At 32.2% G+C, this 18,023-nt stretch carries 18 protein-coding genes and 1 tRNA gene; 9 read left to right on the top strand and 10 right to left on the bottom strand.

Translation table 11 applies throughout. The features are described from left to right. Nucleotides 1-39: 39 nt before the first annotated feature. The gene (gene gltX, locus ACNQF8_RS04315; RefSeq protein ID WP_417952947.1) at nt 40-1,545 is read left to right on the top strand and encodes a glutamate--tRNA ligase; all 1,506 of its coding nucleotides are present in this window, start codon (nt 40-42) and stop codon (nt 1,543-1,545) included. Between the two features lie 94 nt (nt 1,546-1,639). On the opposite strand, the gene ACNQF8_RS04310 is transcribed toward gltX, so the two are convergent. Further along, complete coding sequence (locus ACNQF8_RS04310; RefSeq protein WP_417950934.1) at nt 1,640-2,281, bottom strand: outer membrane beta-barrel protein; 642 nt, start codon at nt 2,279-2,281, stop codon at nt 1,640-1,642. 79 nt (nt 2,282-2,360) lie between these two features. On the opposite strand from ACNQF8_RS04310, the gene ACNQF8_RS04305 reads away from it, so the two are divergent. Then, nucleotides 2,361-3,350, top strand: a complete 990-nt coding sequence (locus ACNQF8_RS04305) for an SPFH domain-containing protein (protein ID WP_113664700.1) — start codon at nt 2,361-2,363, stop codon at nt 3,348-3,350. A 27-nt stretch (nt 3,351-3,377) separates the two neighbouring features. Here the strand turns inward: ACNQF8_RS04305 and ACNQF8_RS04300 are convergent, their stop codons facing one another. From ACNQF8_RS04300 to ACNQF8_RS04285, 4 genes are all read right to left on the bottom strand, one after another. Then, entirely contained in the window at nt 3,378-3,650 is a 273-nt protein-coding gene (locus tag ACNQF8_RS04300) for a DUF6327 family protein (protein ID WP_315205683.1), read from the bottom strand. Nucleotides 3,651-3,653: 3 nt separating this feature from the next. After that, nucleotides 3,654-4,004 (bottom strand): competence protein, encoded by a 351-nt coding sequence (locus tag ACNQF8_RS04295; RefSeq protein ID WP_417952946.1) that lies wholly within the window; start codon nt 4,002-4,004, stop codon nt 3,654-3,656. Nucleotides 4,005-4,043: 39 nt separating this feature from the next. Beyond that, a complete protein-coding gene (locus tag ACNQF8_RS04290) occupies nt 4,044-4,373 on the bottom strand; it encodes a YtxH domain-containing protein (protein WP_417950932.1) in 330 nt (109 codons plus the stop codon). Between the two features lie 304 nt (nt 4,374-4,677). Further along, entirely contained in the window at nt 4,678-6,780 is a 2,103-nt protein-coding gene (locus ACNQF8_RS04285; protein WP_417952945.1) for a glutamine--tRNA ligase/YqeY domain fusion protein, read from the bottom strand. Nucleotides 6,781-6,903: 123 nt separating this feature from the next. On the opposite strand from ACNQF8_RS04285, the gene folB reads away from it, so the two are divergent. Then, a complete protein-coding gene (gene folB, locus ACNQF8_RS04280) occupies nt 6,904-7,263 on the top strand; it encodes a dihydroneopterin aldolase (RefSeq protein ID WP_282714051.1) in 360 nt (119 codons plus the stop codon). A 104-nt stretch (nt 7,264-7,367) separates the two neighbouring features. Beyond that, a tRNA-Cys gene (locus tag ACNQF8_RS04275) sits at nt 7,368-7,438 on the top strand. A gap of 520 nt (nt 7,439-7,958) precedes the next feature. Here ACNQF8_RS04275 and ACNQF8_RS04270 read toward each other — a convergent pair. The 3 genes from ACNQF8_RS04270 to rnr are packed head-to-tail and all read right to left on the bottom strand — an operon-like array spanning nt 7,959 to nt 11,543. After that, entirely contained in the window at nt 7,959-8,636 is a 678-nt protein-coding gene (locus ACNQF8_RS04270; protein WP_315205696.1) for a LysE family translocator, read from the bottom strand. A 41-nt stretch (nt 8,637-8,677) separates the two neighbouring features. Beyond that, entirely contained in the window at nt 8,678-9,346 is a 669-nt protein-coding gene (locus ACNQF8_RS04265; RefSeq protein WP_417952944.1) for a head GIN domain-containing protein, read from the bottom strand. Nucleotides 9,347-9,350: 4 nt separating this feature from the next. After that, nucleotides 9,351-11,543 carry a ribonuclease R gene (gene rnr / locus ACNQF8_RS04260; protein ID WP_417950929.1) on the bottom strand — a complete coding sequence of 731 codons (2,193 nt, stop codon included), beginning with the start codon at nt 11,541-11,543 and terminating at the stop codon, nt 9,351-9,353. Between the two features lie 118 nt (nt 11,544-11,661). On the opposite strand from rnr, the gene ACNQF8_RS04255 reads away from it, so the two are divergent. Next, nucleotides 11,662-11,895: a hypothetical protein gene (locus ACNQF8_RS04255; protein WP_099713953.1), complete on the top strand. Its 234-nt coding sequence runs from the start codon at nt 11,662-11,664 to the stop codon at nt 11,893-11,895. Between the two features lie 744 nt (nt 11,896-12,639). Then, nucleotides 12,640-13,068, top strand: a complete 429-nt coding sequence (gene rpiB, locus ACNQF8_RS04250; RefSeq protein WP_417950928.1) for a ribose 5-phosphate isomerase B — start codon at nt 12,640-12,642, stop codon at nt 13,066-13,068. On the opposite strand, the gene ACNQF8_RS04245 is transcribed toward rpiB, so the two are convergent. After that, nucleotides 13,065-13,343 (bottom strand): DUF1294 domain-containing protein, encoded by a 279-nt coding sequence (locus ACNQF8_RS04245; protein ID WP_417950927.1) that lies wholly within the window; start codon nt 13,341-13,343, stop codon nt 13,065-13,067. The two genes, rpiB and ACNQF8_RS04245, sit on opposite strands and share 4 nt — an antisense overlap. A 64-nt stretch (nt 13,344-13,407) precedes the next feature. Here ACNQF8_RS04245 and ACNQF8_RS04240 point away from each other — a divergent pair, with 64 nt between their 5' ends. Further along, nucleotides 13,408-15,531 (top strand): Tex family protein, encoded by a 2,124-nt coding sequence (locus ACNQF8_RS04240; RefSeq protein WP_417952943.1) that lies wholly within the window; start codon nt 13,408-13,410, stop codon nt 15,529-15,531. 40 nt (nt 15,532-15,571) lie between these two features. On the opposite strand, the gene tatA is transcribed toward ACNQF8_RS04240, so the two are convergent. After that, complete coding sequence (tatA, locus tag ACNQF8_RS04235; protein ID WP_417950925.1) at nt 15,572-15,745, bottom strand: twin-arginine translocase TatA/TatE family subunit; 174 nt, start codon at nt 15,743-15,745, stop codon at nt 15,572-15,574. A gap of 329 nt (nt 15,746-16,074) precedes the next feature. Here tatA and ACNQF8_RS04230 point away from each other — a divergent pair, with 329 nt between their 5' ends. Next, nucleotides 16,075-16,455: a peptidase gene (locus ACNQF8_RS04230; RefSeq protein ID WP_417983467.1), complete on the top strand. Its 381-nt coding sequence runs from the start codon at nt 16,075-16,077 to the stop codon at nt 16,453-16,455. 36 nt (nt 16,456-16,491) lie between these two features. Continuing rightward, nucleotides 16,492-17,991, top strand: a complete 1,500-nt coding sequence (locus ACNQF8_RS04225; RefSeq protein ID WP_417950923.1) for a GH3 family acyl-acid amido synthetase — start codon at nt 16,492-16,494, stop codon at nt 17,989-17,991. The last annotated feature ends 32 nt before the right edge of the window (nt 17,992-18,023 follow it).

The raw sequence follows: 18,023 nt of genomic DNA, 5'->3' as shown, positions 1-18,023 counted from the left end.
GAGAAATCGAATTTGTATCTTCGCAAAAAATTTATAGCAATGTCTAAACAAGTTCGGGTGCGTTTTGCACCAAGTCCAACTGGACCTTTACATATTGGCGGAGTTCGTACCGCACTATTCAATTATTTGTTTGCAAAAAAAAACAATGGTGTTTTCTTCCTGAGAATTGAAGATACGGACCAAAATCGTTTTGTTGCAGGCGCCGAAGAATATATCATGGAAGCACTGGAATGGTTAGGCATTGCAACAGATGAGACTATTGGTAAAAATGAAAAATTTGGTCCATACCGTCAAAGCGAAAGAAAAGATTTGTACCAACAATATGCTGCTGAATTAATCAATTCCGGAAATGCGTATTATGCTTTTGATACAGCCGAAGCTTTGGATGCAGCACGAAAACTAGAAGAAGAACAAGGAAAAACCTTTATATACAATCATACCAACAGAGAAAAACTGGACACTTCGCTAGTGATTTCTGCAGACGAAACTACTAAAAGAATTGCTGCTGGAGAACATTATGTCATCCGTTTTAAAACTCCAGTGAATGAAACCTTGCATTTGCATGACATTATTCGTGGTGATGTGAAATTTGAAACGAATCTTTTGGACGATAAAGTATTATTTAAAAGTGACGGAATGCCAACGTATCATTTGGCTAATATTGTAGATGATCATTTAATGGAAACGTCTCACGTAATTCGTGGTGAAGAATGGTTACCATCAATGCCTTTACACGTTTTATTGTACCGCGCATTTGGTTGGGAAGCGCCGGAATTTGCACATTTACCATTGATTATGAAACCTATTGGTAACGGAAAATTATCCAAACGTGACGGTGACAAGATGGGATTTCCTGTATTTCCATTGGATTGGCAAACCGCAGAAGGCGTTTCATCAGGTTACAGAGAAAAAGGATTTTTCCCGGAAGCAGTAATCAACTTTTTAGCATTATTAGGTTGGAATGACGGAACCGATAAAGAATTATTCTCGCTGGAAGAATTAGTGGCAGCATTTGACTTGAACAGAGTTCATAAAGCTGGAGCTAAATTTGACCCGGAAAAAAACAAATGGTTCAATCACCAATATTTAATCAAGCAAGAAGATGCAACTTTGGCGAAAGCCTATGCTCCTATTTTGGCAGAAAAAGGGTTTTCTGTTGATGAAAGTGTCTTAACAAAAGTGGTTTCTTTAATCAAAGAACGTGCGCATTTTGTTTCTGAATTTTGGGAAATGAGTGATTTCTTTTTTGTGGCTCCAACAGCGTATGATGAAAAAGCCAGCAAAAATTGGAAGGAAGAAACTCCCGCATTAATGCAGGAATTAATTTCTGTAGTAGAAGAAATCACAGATTTTAGTTCTATGAATATCGAAACGATTGTAAAAGACTGGATGACAAAAAACGAAATTGGAATGGGAAAAGTAATGCAACCATTTCGTTTGAGTTTGGTTGGAGCGCTGAAAGGTCCTCACCTATTTGATATTGTTGAAGTAATTGGAAAAGACGAAACGATTAAGAGAATTCAAAAAGCAATAGCTACTTTATAGTTTTTAAACACAAAGATCATCACGAAGGCTCAAAGTTCAATACATTTAATTTAGTGAATTTTGAGCCTTCTACCTTATATTCTTATGTGATTAGTTACAAATAAATAATCAAATTCCCATTTAGTATTCCTGGATTCCCTTTGAAATTTACTCCTAAATTCTTGTTGTTCAAGTTTTCAAGCATGTTATTGACTCCATATTGATAGGAAACATTAGCTCTGAAATGACGAACACCAAACGTGATTCCAACCGTTGGATAAAAATTAAAATTTGAAATCTCCCTAATATCTTTGGCTAGCAAAGTTGTACCAGAAATGACATTGTTTTCATCTGTATTATCAATATTTAATTTTCCATTTACTTGAACAATTGGTCCAAACTCAATACTCAAATGATTTTCAACAAGTTTATAACTTACTTGTAAAGACACTTGAGCTGACGCCAATTTATAATTAACGTCTTCCTGTGCCAAAGTAAAAGTGTTGGTTGCTACAGAGAAATTATTCTCGCTAAATTGAATGTTATACACCATGTCCCAATTATTATAGAAATTTCCTCGCATAGAAAGCCCCGCATTCCAACCCAAATCAGGTTTTGTCTGGAAATTATCAGTGTTCAAGGTAAATTGATTGACTCCAAAACTGATTCCTATCCTATTTGAATCCCTGTATTTATATTGCGAAAAGGCTGTTATTGAAATGAAAATAAAAAATAAAGTAAGCGTTATCTTTCTCATATAATTGAAATTTACAAAGACAAACCTAAAGTTTTTTTGTAAATTGTGAGATAATTTATAACTAAAAACAAAAAACATTATGAATATTGCATTAATTATCCTACTAGTCTTTGGGTTCTTTATTTTACTGTCATCGTTTTTTACGGTAAAACAACAAACGGCTGTTGTTGTTGAGCGATTTGGAAAATTTTTAAGTATCAGACAATCTGGTTTGCATTTGAAAATTCCTTTAATAGATAGAATTGCAGGACGAGTAAATCTAAAAATCCAACAATTAGATGTTATCATTGAAACAAAAACCAAAGACAACGTTTTTGTGAAACTTAAAGTTTCCGTTCAATTTATGGTTATTAAAGAGACTGTTTATGATGCTTTTTATAAACTGGAATATCCACACGATCAAATTACTTCTTATGTATTTGATGTCGTTCGTGCCGAAGTTCCAAAATTAAAACTGGATGATGTTTTTGAAAGAAAAGATGATATTGCCATTGCGGTAAAAAGAGAATTGAATGAAGCCATGACTACTTACGGATACACCATTATCAACACTTTAGTAACGGATATTGATCCAGATATTCAAGTGAAAAATGCCATGAATAGAATTAATGCTGCTGATAGAGAAAAAACGGTAGCTGAATTTGAAGCTGAAGCATCAAGAATTAGAATTGTAGCAAAAGCCGAAGCTGAAGCGGAAAGCAAGCGTTTACAAGGACAAGGTATTGCAAACCAAAGAAGAGAAATTGCAAAAGGTTTAGTAGAAAGTGTAGATGTTTTGAACAGAGTTGGAATAAATTCTCAGGAAGCTTCAGCATTAATCGTAGTTACACAACATTATGATACGCTACAAGCTATTGGTGCTGATGCCAATTCAAATTTGATTTTATTGCCTAATTCTCCGCAAGCCGGAAGTGACATGCTCAACAACATGATTGCTTCATTCAGCGCCTCCAATCAAGTGGGTGAATTAATGAAAAAGAGAAATGGAAAAGGAACTTCCAGAAGAGAAAAAGACATAGAAATACCTGAAAGGCCAGAAGCTCCAGAAACACCGGAAACAGAAGAATAATTTACTTGAATTCATAAAAAAAGAGGCTTAATTGCCTCTTTTTCTTTTTGCAAACCAATTTTTTATAAACGGTATTGCTTTATTAAGTATAAATGGTGCTGCCGTCGAAACGATTGCTCCATAAGGAATAACGGAACTATACGAACCTATTAAGTCACTTACGATGTTTTGAGGTGTAAAGCTTTCTTTCGTTTTCTTTACTCCAAAAACCAATTTTTGATAACTGAGTTCTTTTTCAATTTTTAAAATTTCTAGTTCTCTGTCGATTTGAGCATACGAAGAATATTTTTTGGTATCCATGATTTAGTCGTTAAAAAATATTTCTGAAAATTTCTCTAATATTGGTCCTTCTACAATTTTATCTTTTATTAAAAATAATAGACTGGTTATCAATAGATATATTCCTCCAATTATTAAAAATCCCAATAGATAACTATCTAAATATTTACCAATTGCCATTGCTCCTGCTATTGAACAAAACAGTAAAACCATACTAAAACACAAAAATATCAATGTGAACTTTAGAATCATGGTCGTAGATTTCATTGCTACTTTGAAACCCCATAATTTATAATAAGCCACATTGCTCTGGATATACCCTTGTATTTGTTCCTGAATATCCTCCGTATTTTCTTTTAATTCTTCAAAAGCCATGTATTTAGTTTTAAGATTTGTTAGATCGATGAATCAAGACTATTTCTGAAGCTTTGCATTTTGTCGTTTTAACTCCGCCAATTTTTCTTCTAAGAAAGAAATTACATCTTCGGTCTTGTGACTCATATTTGAAACTAGTTCTTCGTAAGTTCCTTCTAAGTCATATTTTGCGCTTGTGAATTTATCTTTCAATTCTAAAGATGCATTGTCTAATTTATTTTTTAATTCGTTTTTAGCATCATCAAAACCATCTTTAATTTTTCCTCTTGTTTTAGAACCTTTATCCGGAGCAAATAAAATTCCAATTCCAGCTCCAATAGCTACTCCAGTCAAAAGAGCCAATAATGTATTTCCTGTATTATTCGACATGATTCTTAATTTTAAAAGTTTGTTTCATAAAGATACGTATTTATTAACAACTACCCGTTAACAACTCGTTAAAGTGTAATTTTATAAGACAAAAAGTGAATAAAAGCGAGCTGTTACACATTTATTTGAATTCCATATTGATTCTCATTTGTTTTAAAAAACTGTCTTAAAATCAATTTATGAAGGTAATTTTCGATTGAAAAAAAATATTAAAAACAATATTTTTATAAGAAATTACAATAATAAGAAAAGCCCTCTAAGAAGAGAGCTTTTAATTGATAAAATCTATAACTAATATTTTGAATTATATTTTAAGATCGTTTAATAATTGTAACACTTTTTCGTTTTTCTCGTTCGTTTTTAATTCTGAAAGTTGTGTTTCAAAAAGGCTAAAATTATTCAAATCATTTTGCAAATTTTCAATCGCTAAAATTCTAACCGCTGCCATTTGACTTTTTAATGACATGGTGTATAATTTTGTCAAAGCTTCTTCTTCGATATCTTTTACTTGCACTTTATCAGAATGATGTAAAATCAAATTAGAAAACAACAGCGAGTTGTTATCATTTTTAATGCTTTTGACAATTGTCTGAATAATTAAACTGTAATTATCAATACTTTTGATGTTATCAACAATGTTATTTAGAATCAAATTGGAATTTTTTTCGTCCTTTTCTTTTACATATTTATTGATTTCTTTTTGAGTATTCATCAATAAATTTTCTTCTTTTTTGCCTTTTTCTTCCCAAGCATCTTTTAATCCAACGGTTTTATTAAAGACAATTTTGCCTTCAGCCGTATCTTTATCCACATTGAAATAACCCAAACGTTGAAACTGGAATTTCTCTCCAGATTGAACCGTTGCTAAACTTGGTTCTACAAATCCTTTTACAATTTGTAACGAACTTGGATTCATAAATTCTAAGAAATTTTTCTCTTTATGACTGTCTGGCGCTTCATCGATAAACAAACGATCGTACAAACGAACTTCTGCTTCCAGAGCATGTTGAATAGAAACCCAATGCAAGGTTCCGGCCACTTTACGTTGACTAGCTTCGCTCCCACTTCCACTTCTACTGTCTTCATCATACGTTACATGAATCTCCGTAATAGTTCCTGCAGCATCTTTTATAACACTTTCTCCTTTAATGATATACGCATTTTTAAGACGTACTTCTCTGCCTAAACTCAATCGGAAAAACTTAGCCGGAGCATCTTCAAGAAAGTCTTCTCGTTCAATAAATAATTCTTTAGAAAAAGGAACTTTTCTAAATCCTGCGCTTTCGTCTTCCTGGTTATTTTCGGCTTCTAACCATTCTTCTCTATCATCAGGATAATTCGTGATGACTAATTTTATTGGATCTAAAACCGCCATAACTCTTGGAGCCGTTTTATTCAAATCTTCACGTAAGCAAAATTCCAAAAGTGAAAAATCAATTATATTTTCTCTTTTGGCAACACCAATAATATCACAAAATTTACGAATAGAATTGGCTGTATATCCTCTTCTTCTTAATCCTGAAATAGTTGGCATTCTTGGATCATCCCAGCCATTTACTATATTTTCCTGTACCAATTGCAACAGTTTTCGCTTGCTCATTACTGTGTAATTCAAGTTCAAACGCGCAAATTCATATTGATGTGGTTTTACTTTTGATTCATCATAAATTTGGTCCAAAAACCAGTTGTATAATTCTCTGTGCATTACAAATTCTAACGTACAAATAGAATGTGAAATTTGCTCTATATAATCACTTTCTCCATGTGCAAAATCATACATTGGATAGATTTTCCAATCGTTTCCGGTTCTATGATGATGACGGTGTAAAACACGATACATCAATGGATCACGCATCAACATATTAGTCGAAATCATATCAATTTTAGCACGCAAAACATGGCTTCCTTCTTCAAAATCTCCATTTTTCATTCCTTCGAACAAAGCAAGATTTTCTTCAATAGAACGGTTTCTATAAGGTCCATCAACTCCAGGTTGTGTAGGCGTACCTTTTTGCGCAGCCATATCTTCTGAAGATTGACTATCAATATACGCTTTACCATTTTTAATCATTTTTACAGCCCAATCGTACAATTGTTGGAAGTAATCAGATGCATATCGTTCTTCGGCCCAATTAAAGCCCAACCATTGTAAATCTTCTTTTATGGCATCTACGTATTCCTGCTCTTCTTTAGCAGGATTTGTATCGTCAAAACGTAAGTTAACTGGTGCATTGTACTTTAATCCCAAACCAAAATTCAAGCAAATCGATTTGGCATGGCCAATATGCAAATACCCATTAGGTTCAGGTGGAAAACGGAAACGTAATTTATCTTGGGGAAAACTGTTTGATAAACTGTCTTCAATGATTTGTTCTATAAAATGGAGTGATTTTTCTTCAGTTGACATTTTTTTGTTTTATTTTAGCAAAGGTAAAAAAGTTTAAGGTTTAATGTTTACTGTTTCCATATAAACCTATGAAAAGTTAGTAATTCCACTTTAAACTTTACACCATAAACAAAAAAAATAATAATGGGAATCATAAAACTTAAAAATATCAGAACCTACTCCTACCATGGTTGTTTAATCGAGGAAGGAAAAATTGGGTCTGACTATACCGTAAACTTAGAAGTTAAGACTGATTTGAGGAAATCCAGTATCTCAGATGATTTGAAAGATACTGTAGATTATGTGCTATTGAATCGCATTGTTGTAGAAGAAATGGCCATTCGTTCGGACTTATTAGAACATGTGGCACACCGAATCATAACTCGTATTTTTGAGGAAATTCCTGAAGTTTCCAGAATTATTGTTGCAGTTTCTAAACTCAATCCTCCTATTGGTGGTGATGTTGAAGCAGTTACTATAGAAATGGAAGAATATAGAAGTTAAATAAGAAATGTTTAAAAAGGATAAAAAAATATTTTTTGAAACTTTTAAACTTTAATCTTTTAAACTTTAAACTTTTTAAGTACTTTTGCCATCCGTTTAACCATGGCGTCGTGGCCGAGCGGCTAGGCTGGGCTCTGCAAAAGCTCCTACTCCGGTTCGAATCCGGACGATGCCTCTAAAAGAGATACAGAAATGTGTCTCTTTTTTTTGTTTCAATTTTTAAGAAAAATTAAGTAAAGATAGAGTTCGAATCCGTCCTGAAGCTTCGGGAGATGCCTCTAAAACCTTCAAAGCAATTTGGAGGTTTTTTTATGTCACATTTTAATAAATAATTAAAAATTTCTAATTTAAACCATTAAGGAATTAAGAAAAATTAAGTACAAAGTCTTAATGACACTTAATTCCTTAATGGTTTTAAATAATACTTGAATAACTTATAATGTTAAATAAAATGCCTTGAGTCAAAACCATTTTTCTTTCTTCCGGGAACCAAATTTGTTTGATTAAAAAAATTAAGGAATTAAGAAAAATTAAGTGTTAATTCTTAATGAAACTTAATTCCTTAATGGTATAAAAATAATTTTAATTGATAATTTAGTAACTAAAAACTTAAATGACTTACATGTTTAAATAAAAAAAAGCCCTGAATCTAAATCAATTAGAGTCAAGGCTTTTACTATTTTATAAAAATATTATTAATTATCTATTTTGTCAAATGCTTTTTTAACCATTGCTTTTTCTTCTGGGAACCACCCTTGAGTGATTAAAACCATCCCAAAAACCATCATTACAATACTGATTCCTTTCTTAATTTTAAGAATGTTTACCGGTGTTAGTTTTGTTTTTAATTGCTTAGCCAAAAGTATTTTGATACAATCAATAAACAAATAAGAAACAATTACCGATATAAAAAAAGTCATCATTCTAGAGGTTTGCATTTCAAGTTTTGGTCCCACTGAGATAATAATAGCAAGCCAAAAACCAAGAACACCAATATTGATAATGTTCAACAAAAACCCTTTTATAAAAAGGCTTAAATAGTTTTTTTTTACTATTTCCCTGTCAATAATATCAGTGTTTATTTTTTCTTCTTTTTTTAATTGTATGAAGGAAATTATACCATAAACTAACATCAATACACCTCCAAAAATAAAAAGTGCCGGTTGATCTTTTAAACTTTGTATCAACCTATAACTTCCTAAATAAGCAATTCCAATAAAAACAATATCTCCTGAAACTACGCCTAAATCAAATACTAAAGCAGCTCTAAATCCTTTTATAATACTTGTTTCCAGTAAAATAAAAAAAACAGGACCAATCATAAAACTTAAGAAAATTCCCCAAGGAATACCAGATAAAATATCGTTTATCATTAAAAATTTAAATTTATTACCATAAAATCTAAACCAAAGTACTAATTTTTTTCTAAAATAGTACCGCCAATGAAAACTTCCTTGTTGATCTGTTTTGGTTTTCCGTAGATAAAAATAGAGCCTCCAGCTTTCACTTTTGCATCAACCAATGTAGTTGCATGAATTTCAGATTTTCCTCCTGCAGCAACGCTTATTGTTGTTTGTGTAGTATGTAAATCAATTGCTTTTAGAATTCCACCTGATGTAATAACAACATCTTGATTTGTAGCTTTACCAGAAACATCAATTATTCCACCTGCACTGGCTTTTACATTCACTTTATCAACATCTATTTCAATGTTAATCTCTGCTCCTGATTTTGCATTCAAATCTAACATTGTTTGTTTGAAATCAGTATCACTTGAAACATAGCTTCCCTCGCTGGCACTGATACTTTCAATATTTTTAAAATATAGTTTTATTGTAATAGCATCACCTGATAATAATTGTGAAAATGGCATTCTGATTTTCAATTCACCATTTTTGTTTACAGTTTCCACTTCATCTGCTCGGTCTCCAGTTATAACTATTTTGTTTTCTGAAGCTGGAATTAATTTTACATTGATTTTATCAAATACTTTTACTTCATCAAAATCTCCTAAGTTTCGCGTTACTTGTGCATTTGTCATTTGACTTAAAAATACAAAGGCAATAATCACTAATTTTTTCATTTTTTTATTTTAACGGTTCTCCAATTCTTCTTAAAAAATTAAAATCCAGTTGTTTTTTAACTAAATCAGCATTTTTTACTTTAACGTAAATTTCATCTCCTAATTGTAATAATTTTCCAGAAGTTGCGCCGGTTAATGCATATTGTTTTTCGTCAAAGGTGTAATAATCGTCTTTTATATCACGTATTCTACACATTCCCTCACATTTATTCTCAATAATTTCTACATAAATTCCCCATTCCGTCACACCAGAAATTACACCTAAAAATTCTTGATCCTGATGATCTTGCATGTATTTTACTTGCATGTATTTGATAGAATCACGTTCAGCATTAGTTGCTAAACCTTCCATTGTTGACGAATGCAAACATTTTGTTTCATACGTTTCTTCATCAACTGATTTACCTCCATCTAAATAATGTTGTAATAATCGATGTACCATTACATCCGGATAACGACGAATTGGTGAGGTAAAATGCGAATAATATTCAAAAGCTAAACCGTAATGTCCTATGTTATCCGTAGAATATTTGGCTTTACTCATACTTCTAATTGCAAGAGTATCAATTAAATTCTGTTCTTTTTTACCATTTACTTCTTCCATTAACGCATTCAATGATTTTGAAATATCGCCTTTGTTACGGAAATCAATTTTGTAACCAAACTTGGCAATCACTGTTTGCATCGCAATTAATTTATCTTCATTTGGTTCATCGTGGATTCTGTAAATGAAAGTTTTCTTTTGTTTTCCAATGTATTCTGCTACTTTTTTATTGGCCAAAAGCATGAATTCTTCAATCAGATGATTAGCATCTTTTGAAACTTTAAAATAAACACCTTGAGGTTCTCCGGCTTCATCTAAATTGAACTTCACCTCTACTTTATCAAAAGAAATTGCTCCCTCAGCCATTCTTCTTTTTCTGAAAATTTTAGCTAATTCATCCATTTTTAGCGTCGCAGCGACAATTTCTTTAGAAACTTGATAAGAACTTCCTGTTATCGAAATTTCTTCTGGAATCACATCGTCTTTGGTTTCTATGATGTATTGCGCTTCTTCATACGCAAAACGCTGATCAGAGTAAATTACTGTTCTTCCAAACCATTGGTTCACTACCTGCGAGGTTTCGGTAATTTCGAATATGGCCGAAAACGTATATTTTTCTTCATTTGGACGTAATGAACACGCAAAATTTGATAATACTTCGGGCAACATTGGCACTACTCTATCCACTAAATAAACCGAAGTTGCTCTTTGATACGCTTCATCATCTAGGATTGTGCCTTCTTGCAGATAATAAGATACATCGGCAATGTGAATACCAATTTCGTAATTACCGTTTTCTAATTTTTTAAATGAAAGTGCATCATCAAAATCCTTCGCATCTTTTGGATCTATCGTAAAAGTCAATGTATCACGCATATCGCGACGTTTGGCAATTTCACTTTCTTCTATCGAAGTATCAATTTTTTGTGCAAACGTTTCCACTTCAATAGGAAACTCTGACGGTAATCCATATTCAGCAAGAATGGCATGGATTTCTGTATCGTGTTCTCCTGGTTTCCCTAAAACTTTTATTACGGAACCAAAAGGACTATCGGCTCTCGCTGGCCAATCTTCGATGTGAACCAAAACTACATCGCCTTGCTCTGCCTCGCCTATTTTATCCTTTGGAATAAAAATATCAGTGTACATTTTTGGATTTGCAGTAGAAACAAAAGCAAAATTAGCTTGAATCTCAATTACACCAACAAAGTCAGTTTTATGTCTTTCAATAACTTCAATCACTTCACCTTCAGGTCTTTTTCCTTTTCTTCGATTATAAACATACACTTTAACAATATCTTTGTCTAAAGCGTGGTTCAAATTATTAGTAGGAATAAAAACATCTTCTTCCATTTCAGGACAAACAAAATAAGCTGTTTTACGTCCTGTCATGTCAATTTTACCTTCGTAATAGTCTTTGCTTATTGCTTTTACTAAATATTTTCCAGGTTCAGATTCTATTATTTTATTTTGAGAAGCCAGAATCTTCAAATCTTTTATAATTTGGTTCCTGCTTTGGGTATCGTCGAGTTCCAGCTTTGCTCCTATTTGTTTATAATTGAATGCTTTATTAGCACTTTGCGATAATATTTTTAATATTTTATCAGAGTAGTCTTTCTCTTTTTTTATCGGCTTTCTTAATCTTTTACTCATATATCTGTTCTTAAAAGTTTAAAATTACAAAATACTTAACTGTTATTAGTACAGAGTGCACAGTTTTAAAGAAAATATAACTTTAAAGAATAGTTGTATCTTTATAAAAACAATTAAAATGGAAGATTTTCAAACAATTGCGATTTTTAATTACTCACATGAAATTGTAGTGCTGAAGCATTTATTAGAACAAGAAAAAATTAATTATTTTTTTGAAAACGAAACCTTAGTTTCCGTCGATCCATTTGGGAGTTTTGCTTACGGTGGAATCAAGCTTAAAATTCACATTAATGATTTTGAAAAAGTACAAGAATTTTTAGATGACTTGAACAACAATCTAAAAATCGTTTAAAAGAAATTAGAACACAAAAATCTGTTTTTTGAATTTTAATTTTTTCAAAGTTGTCAACATATATTTAAATAAACAAAAAGAAAAATTAAATTTAAATTCTTTCTTGGTTGTTATTATAGTGTGTTAATAGTGGCAATAAATTTATTTTAAAATGTATTGAAATCAAGTTAAAAGATGTTATACTGACTTATCAACATAGTTATTTTATACTAAAGTATTCGTTTTAAAGTCTTTTCTAATTTTAATTAACAATGGTTAATAATCTAAAAAGAATTCATTTTGTAAATAAGTACTTTTTTAAAATTTGTTGATAAACTACTTTTTAATATTGATAACTATTCTAAAAATTCAACAAACTAAATTTGGATTTCTAATGTGTGTTTTGGATTACTTATTTTTTGGTTACAACCATAAAAAACTTCTAATATTCTATCTAAAGTTATGAACATTCTATGTTAATTTAAAGTTAACTGAATATCAAGTGATTGCGTTTTGCTATTAACAATGTAAATTTTTAACATTTTAAATATAAAATCTACATTGATTTACAGCTATTTATAAATTTATTAGAATTGTTGATAACCGCTAATTAAATAGTAATCTGACAGTTATAAAATCTATTGTTAACTTTTATTTTTACTGACTTTTATCAATTATAATAATCAATTAAAGAAGCGAAATTTAAATTCTGCAAAACTAGATTTCTTTATTTAAATTTGCACCACACAACTTAATACATACAAGATGAAAATCTCCATAGGAAACGATCACGCAGGACCAGATTACAAAAAAGCAATTGTTGAGATGCTTAAAGCAAAAGGGCATGAGGTAACTAATTACGGAACAGATTCAGCAGATAGTGTTGATTATCCTGATTTTGGTCATCCAGTTGCCACGGATGTTACTGAAGGAAAAGCTGATTTTGGAATAGTTATCTGCGGAAGTGGAAACGGAATTTCTATGACAGTGAATAAACAATCTAAAGTTCGCGCTGCTTTATGCTGGATGAAAGAAATTGCGGTTTTGGCTCGTCAACATAATGATGCAAATATTATTAGTATTCCTGCTCGTTTTACTTCAATTCCACAAGCAGTAGAAATGGTAGAAGCGTTTTTAAATACTGAATTTGAAGGTGGAAGGCACCAAACTAGAGTAGATAAAATTTCTTGTTAGTACTCTATTATTCCAGAATAAAAAAGTACAAAAAGGATTAAAACTTGGATTAATGTAATTCCGTAAAACCTCAAAAGGAAGCTTCCTTTTGAGGTTTTATGTTTAAAAAAAAGCATCGCTAACCCAGAACCAATTGTTCCGCCCAGAATACTTGTAAACAATAAATTACGTTCTGAAATTCTCCATTTTTGCTTTACGGCGAGCCATTTGTCTACTCCTGTTGTTGAAAACGCAACTAAATTAATTAGCGGAAAATACCAGAATAAAAAAGACATAAATAAGTAGTTTTGACTCAAAGATACTATTTTAGCAATATGATTTTATAATCTTAAATTTAAAATGACTAACATACAATTCATAGCTAAGTCTGTTCAAACAACAGCAATTAACATTCAAAATACCGTTCAATTATTACAAGAGGATTGTACGATTCCTTTTATTTCGAGGTATCGAAAAGATAAAACAGGTAATCTGGACGAAGTTTTTATTGAGCAAATTGCTAAATTTCAAAAGGAGTATGAAGTGGTGGTAAAACGCAAAGAAGCGATTTTAAAATCGATTCAGGAACAAAATGCGCTTACAACAGAATTAGAGAAAAAAATTCAGCAAAGTTTCGATTTACAGGAATTGGAAGATTTTTATTTGCCATTCAAAAAGAAGAAAAAAACTAAAGCCGATACTGCCCGCGAAAACGGATTAGAACCGTTAGCTAAAATCATCATGGCACAAAATAATGATGATGTCGATTTTATTTCAACACAATATTTGAATGAAAATGTCATCAATGAAGAAGCAGCTTTGCAAGGAGCAAGAGACATTATTGCCGAATGGATTAATGAAAATATTTATGTTCGAAAACAACTCCGAAGATTGTTCGAACGCAAAGCCACCATTACAACCAAAGTAGTAAAAACGAAGAAAGACGACGAAGCAGCACATAAATTCAACCAATATTTTGATTGGTCAGAACCGTTGACTAAAGCACCTTCGCACAGATTATTAGCGATGCTTCGCGCTGAAAATGAAGGTTTTATCAAGTTTAAAGTAGAAGTAGATATTGATGAAGCGTATGATATTATTGATGCTTTAGTTTTAAAAAGTCAAAATAAAACTACGCCACACGTTCAATTAGCCATTGAGGACAGTTACAAACGATTGTTGAATCCAGCTATTTCAAACGAAGCTTTGCAAGAAGCAAAAGCTAAGGCTGATGCCAATTCGATTCAGGTTTTTGCGAATAATTTGGGACAGTTATTATTAGCACCGCCTTTGGGTGAAAAACGAATTCTGGCGATTGATCCAGGATTTAGAAGCGGTTGTAAAATTGTTTGTCTAGACAAAAAAGGGGATTTATTGTATAACGAAACCATTTATCCGCATGCGCCTCAAAAAGAGGAAGCCATGGCGATGAAAAAAATTCGTTCGATGGTCAATTCGTATAAAATTGATGCGATTTCAATAGGAAACGGAACGGCTTCACGAGAAACCGAATTTTTTATTAAGAAAATAGCTTTTGATAGAGTGGTGCAGGTTTTTATCGTTTCCGAAGCGGGAGCATCGGTGTATTCAGCTTCAAAAATAGCTAGAGATGAATTTCCTAATTATGATGTCACGGTACGAGGTTCTGTTTCTATCGGAAGACGATTGAGTGATCCTTTAGCTGAATTGGTAAAAATTGACCCAAAAGCCATTGGCGTAGGCCAATACCAACATGATGTGGATCAAAACAAGTTGAAAGAAGAATTAGACTGTACGGTGATTCGTTGCGTAAATTCAGTTGGAGTAAATATCAACACAGCGAGTAAACATTTGTTGAGTTATGTAAGCGGAATAGGAGAGAAGCTGGCTGAAAACATAGTTCAATACCGTTCAGAAAATGGTCCTTTTCAAGATAGAAAACAACTGAAAAAAGTCCCTCGTTTGGGTGAAAAAGCGTACCAACAAGGGGTTGCTTTTATCCGAATTTCGAATGCAAAAAAACCGTTGGATAATTCAGCGGTTCATCCTGAATCGTATGGAATTGTGGAGAAAATGGCAAAAGATTTGAAATTGACAGTGCATGATTTGATTGCCAACAAAGAAAAAACAGCATTAATAAAACCAGAAAATTACATTACGCCAGAAATAGGTTTATTGGGATTGAAAGACATTATAAAAGAACTCGAAAAACCCGGATTAGACCCAAGAAAATCAGCTAAAGTATTTGAATTTGACCCGAATGTAAAAACGATAAAAGATGTAAAATCAGGAATGGTTTTGCCTGGAATTGTTAATAACATTACTAATTTTGGTTGTTTTGTAGATATTGGCGTAAAAGAAAGTGGTTTGGTTCACATCTCACAACTCAAAGCAGGTTTTGTAAGCGATGTAAACGAAGTGGTAAAATTACACCAGCATGTTCAGGTAAAAGTAACGGAAGTGGATGAGGATAGAAAGAGAATTCAGTTAAGTATGATACTTTAAAAATAAAAAAAAGGCTTTTCATAATTGAAAAGCCTTTTTTTTATTTTGTTTCGTCTTCTTTTTTATCAGCTGGCTGACCGTCTTTAGCTGCATTTTTGAATTCTTTGATTCCGCTTCCTAAACCTTTCATAAGTTCCGGGATTTTTTTACCACCAAAAAGTAATAAAACAATCGCTAATATAACGAGGATTTCTGTAACACCTAATCTTCCCATGATTGAATAATTTATTGCCGAAGCAAATTTGTAATAACTTTAGAGGCAAAGGTATATAGAATTACTTAACAGAAACTCATTTTAGCAGATTTATTTGGTTTCAAAAGCGTTAAAAATTTATTAAAAATAAATTTAGGTTAAAAAAAGTGAACAAAAACATGTGAATACAATCAACGACAATAATTGTTATATTTGTTCAATAATAAAAAAGTATGTCAAAAAAACGACTAAAACGGCGCAAACTCAAAGAAAATTTATTCAATAAACGACGTTTAATAATACTTAACGAAGATACTTTTGAAGAGACATTTTCTTTGAAACTTACCCTGATGAATGTATTTATCGTAGCGTCATTGGGAGCCATAATCATCATATTTGTCACTACATTTATTATTGCTTTTACTCCTTTACGAGAATTTATACCAGGTTATTCTTCTTCAAAATTAAAGAAGGAAGCAATGGAACTGGCTTTAAAATCAGATTCTTTGTCAAAAGCCTTAAAAAGAAATGAAGCATACATCCAGTCGATTCAAAAAGTGTTGACAGGAGAGTTAGAATATGCAAAATTCAATAAAGATTCTATACTTTCGGTTGCGGATGAAGTACCTTCTCAAGCTGATTTATCTGCATCAAAACAAGAACTGGAATTGCGGGAACAAGTAGCAAAAGAAGAAAAAAAAGCGCTTTCTAAAAAATCAAAAAAAGAGTAAAAAACAATTTTTATCTTTTAAAGAACAAAAATAAAAATGTCAATAAAATCAATTGCAGCCAAATTATTTGCACAAAAAATATACAAGAAAACACAACTTTGGGCCACTAATCCTATTGAAACTCAAAAGAAGGTTTTACAAAAATTAATTAAAGAAGCGAAGAAAACACAATTTGGTATCGACCATCATTTTGATCAAATAAAAAACGAACAGGATTTTGCAAAACAAGTCCCAGTTCGGGATTATGAGGCGTTGAAACCGTATGTTGATAAGGTGGTAAAAGGTCAGGAAAACATCCTTTGGAAAGGAAAACCGCTTTATTTTGCCAAGACTTCCGGAACTACTTCCGGTGCTAAATACATTCCGTTGACTAAGGAATCCATGCCTTTTCATATTGAAGCTGCTCGAAATGCAATTCTACATTACATTCATGAAACCGGAAATGCTGATTTTGTTGACGGTAAAATGATTTTCTTGCAAGGAAGCCCCATATTGAAAGAAAAAAATGGAGTCAAATTAGGCCGATTGTCTGGAATTGTGGCTCATTTTGTTCCAAAATACCTTCAAAAAAACAGAATGCCATCTTGGGAAACGAATTGTATTGAAGATTGGGAAACCAAAGTTAATGCGATTGTAGAGGAAACTTTCAACGAAAATATGGCTGTGATTTCCGGGATTCCTTCTTGGGTGCAAATGTATTTTGAGAAATTGCATCAAAAAGGAGGGAAGCCAGTGGGTGAAATCTTCAAAAATTTCAATTTGTTTATTTACGGCGGTGTAAACTATGAACCATATCGCGCCAAATTTGAGAATCTTATTGGGCGAAAAGTAGACAGTATCGAGTTATTTCCTGCTTCGGAAGGATTTTTTGCCTATCAGGATTCGCAAAAAGAAAAGGGAATGTTGCTGCTTTTGAACTCCGGAATTTTTTATGAATTTATAAAATCGGACGAATTCTATACTGATCCCGACGGTTCGGGACCAAGACGTTATACGATTGGTGAAGTAGAATTGAATATAAATTATGTTTTGATAATTTCTACCAATGCAGGACTTTGGGGTTATAATATTGGAGATACCGTTCAGTTTACCAGTTTAAAACCCTACCGAATCATAGTATCAGGAAGAATCAAACATTATATTTCGGCCTTTGGTGAACATGTGATTGGTAAAGAAGTGGAAAGTGCGTTGCAAGAAGCAATTCTTGGAACGGATATAAGCATTAATGAATTTACCGTTGCGCCACAAATCACACCGGCAGAAGGATTGCCGTATCACGAATGGTTCATAGAATTTGAGAACGAACCGGAAGACAGCGTATCTTTTGCGGAAGCGCTGGACAATGCCATGCGAAAACAAAACATATATTATGACGATTTGATAGTGGGTAAAGTGTTGCGTAAAGTGGTTGTCACCAAAGTAGTAAAAAATGGGTTCCAGGATTATATGAAATCGATAGGCAAGTTGGGAGGGCAAAATAAAATCCCGAGGCTCTCAAATGACAGAAATATAGTGGATTTATTAAAAAATAAATAAAAGAGTTACCTTTGCAGGTTAGAAAATAAGTA

This window comes from Flavobacterium labens (assembly GCF_048286755.1).
Classification (GTDB): domain Bacteria; phylum Bacteroidota; class Bacteroidia; order Flavobacteriales; family Flavobacteriaceae; genus Flavobacterium.
The sequence above is the reverse complement of the archived record's forward strand: the minus strand, read 5'-3'. Positions and strand labels throughout refer to the sequence as shown.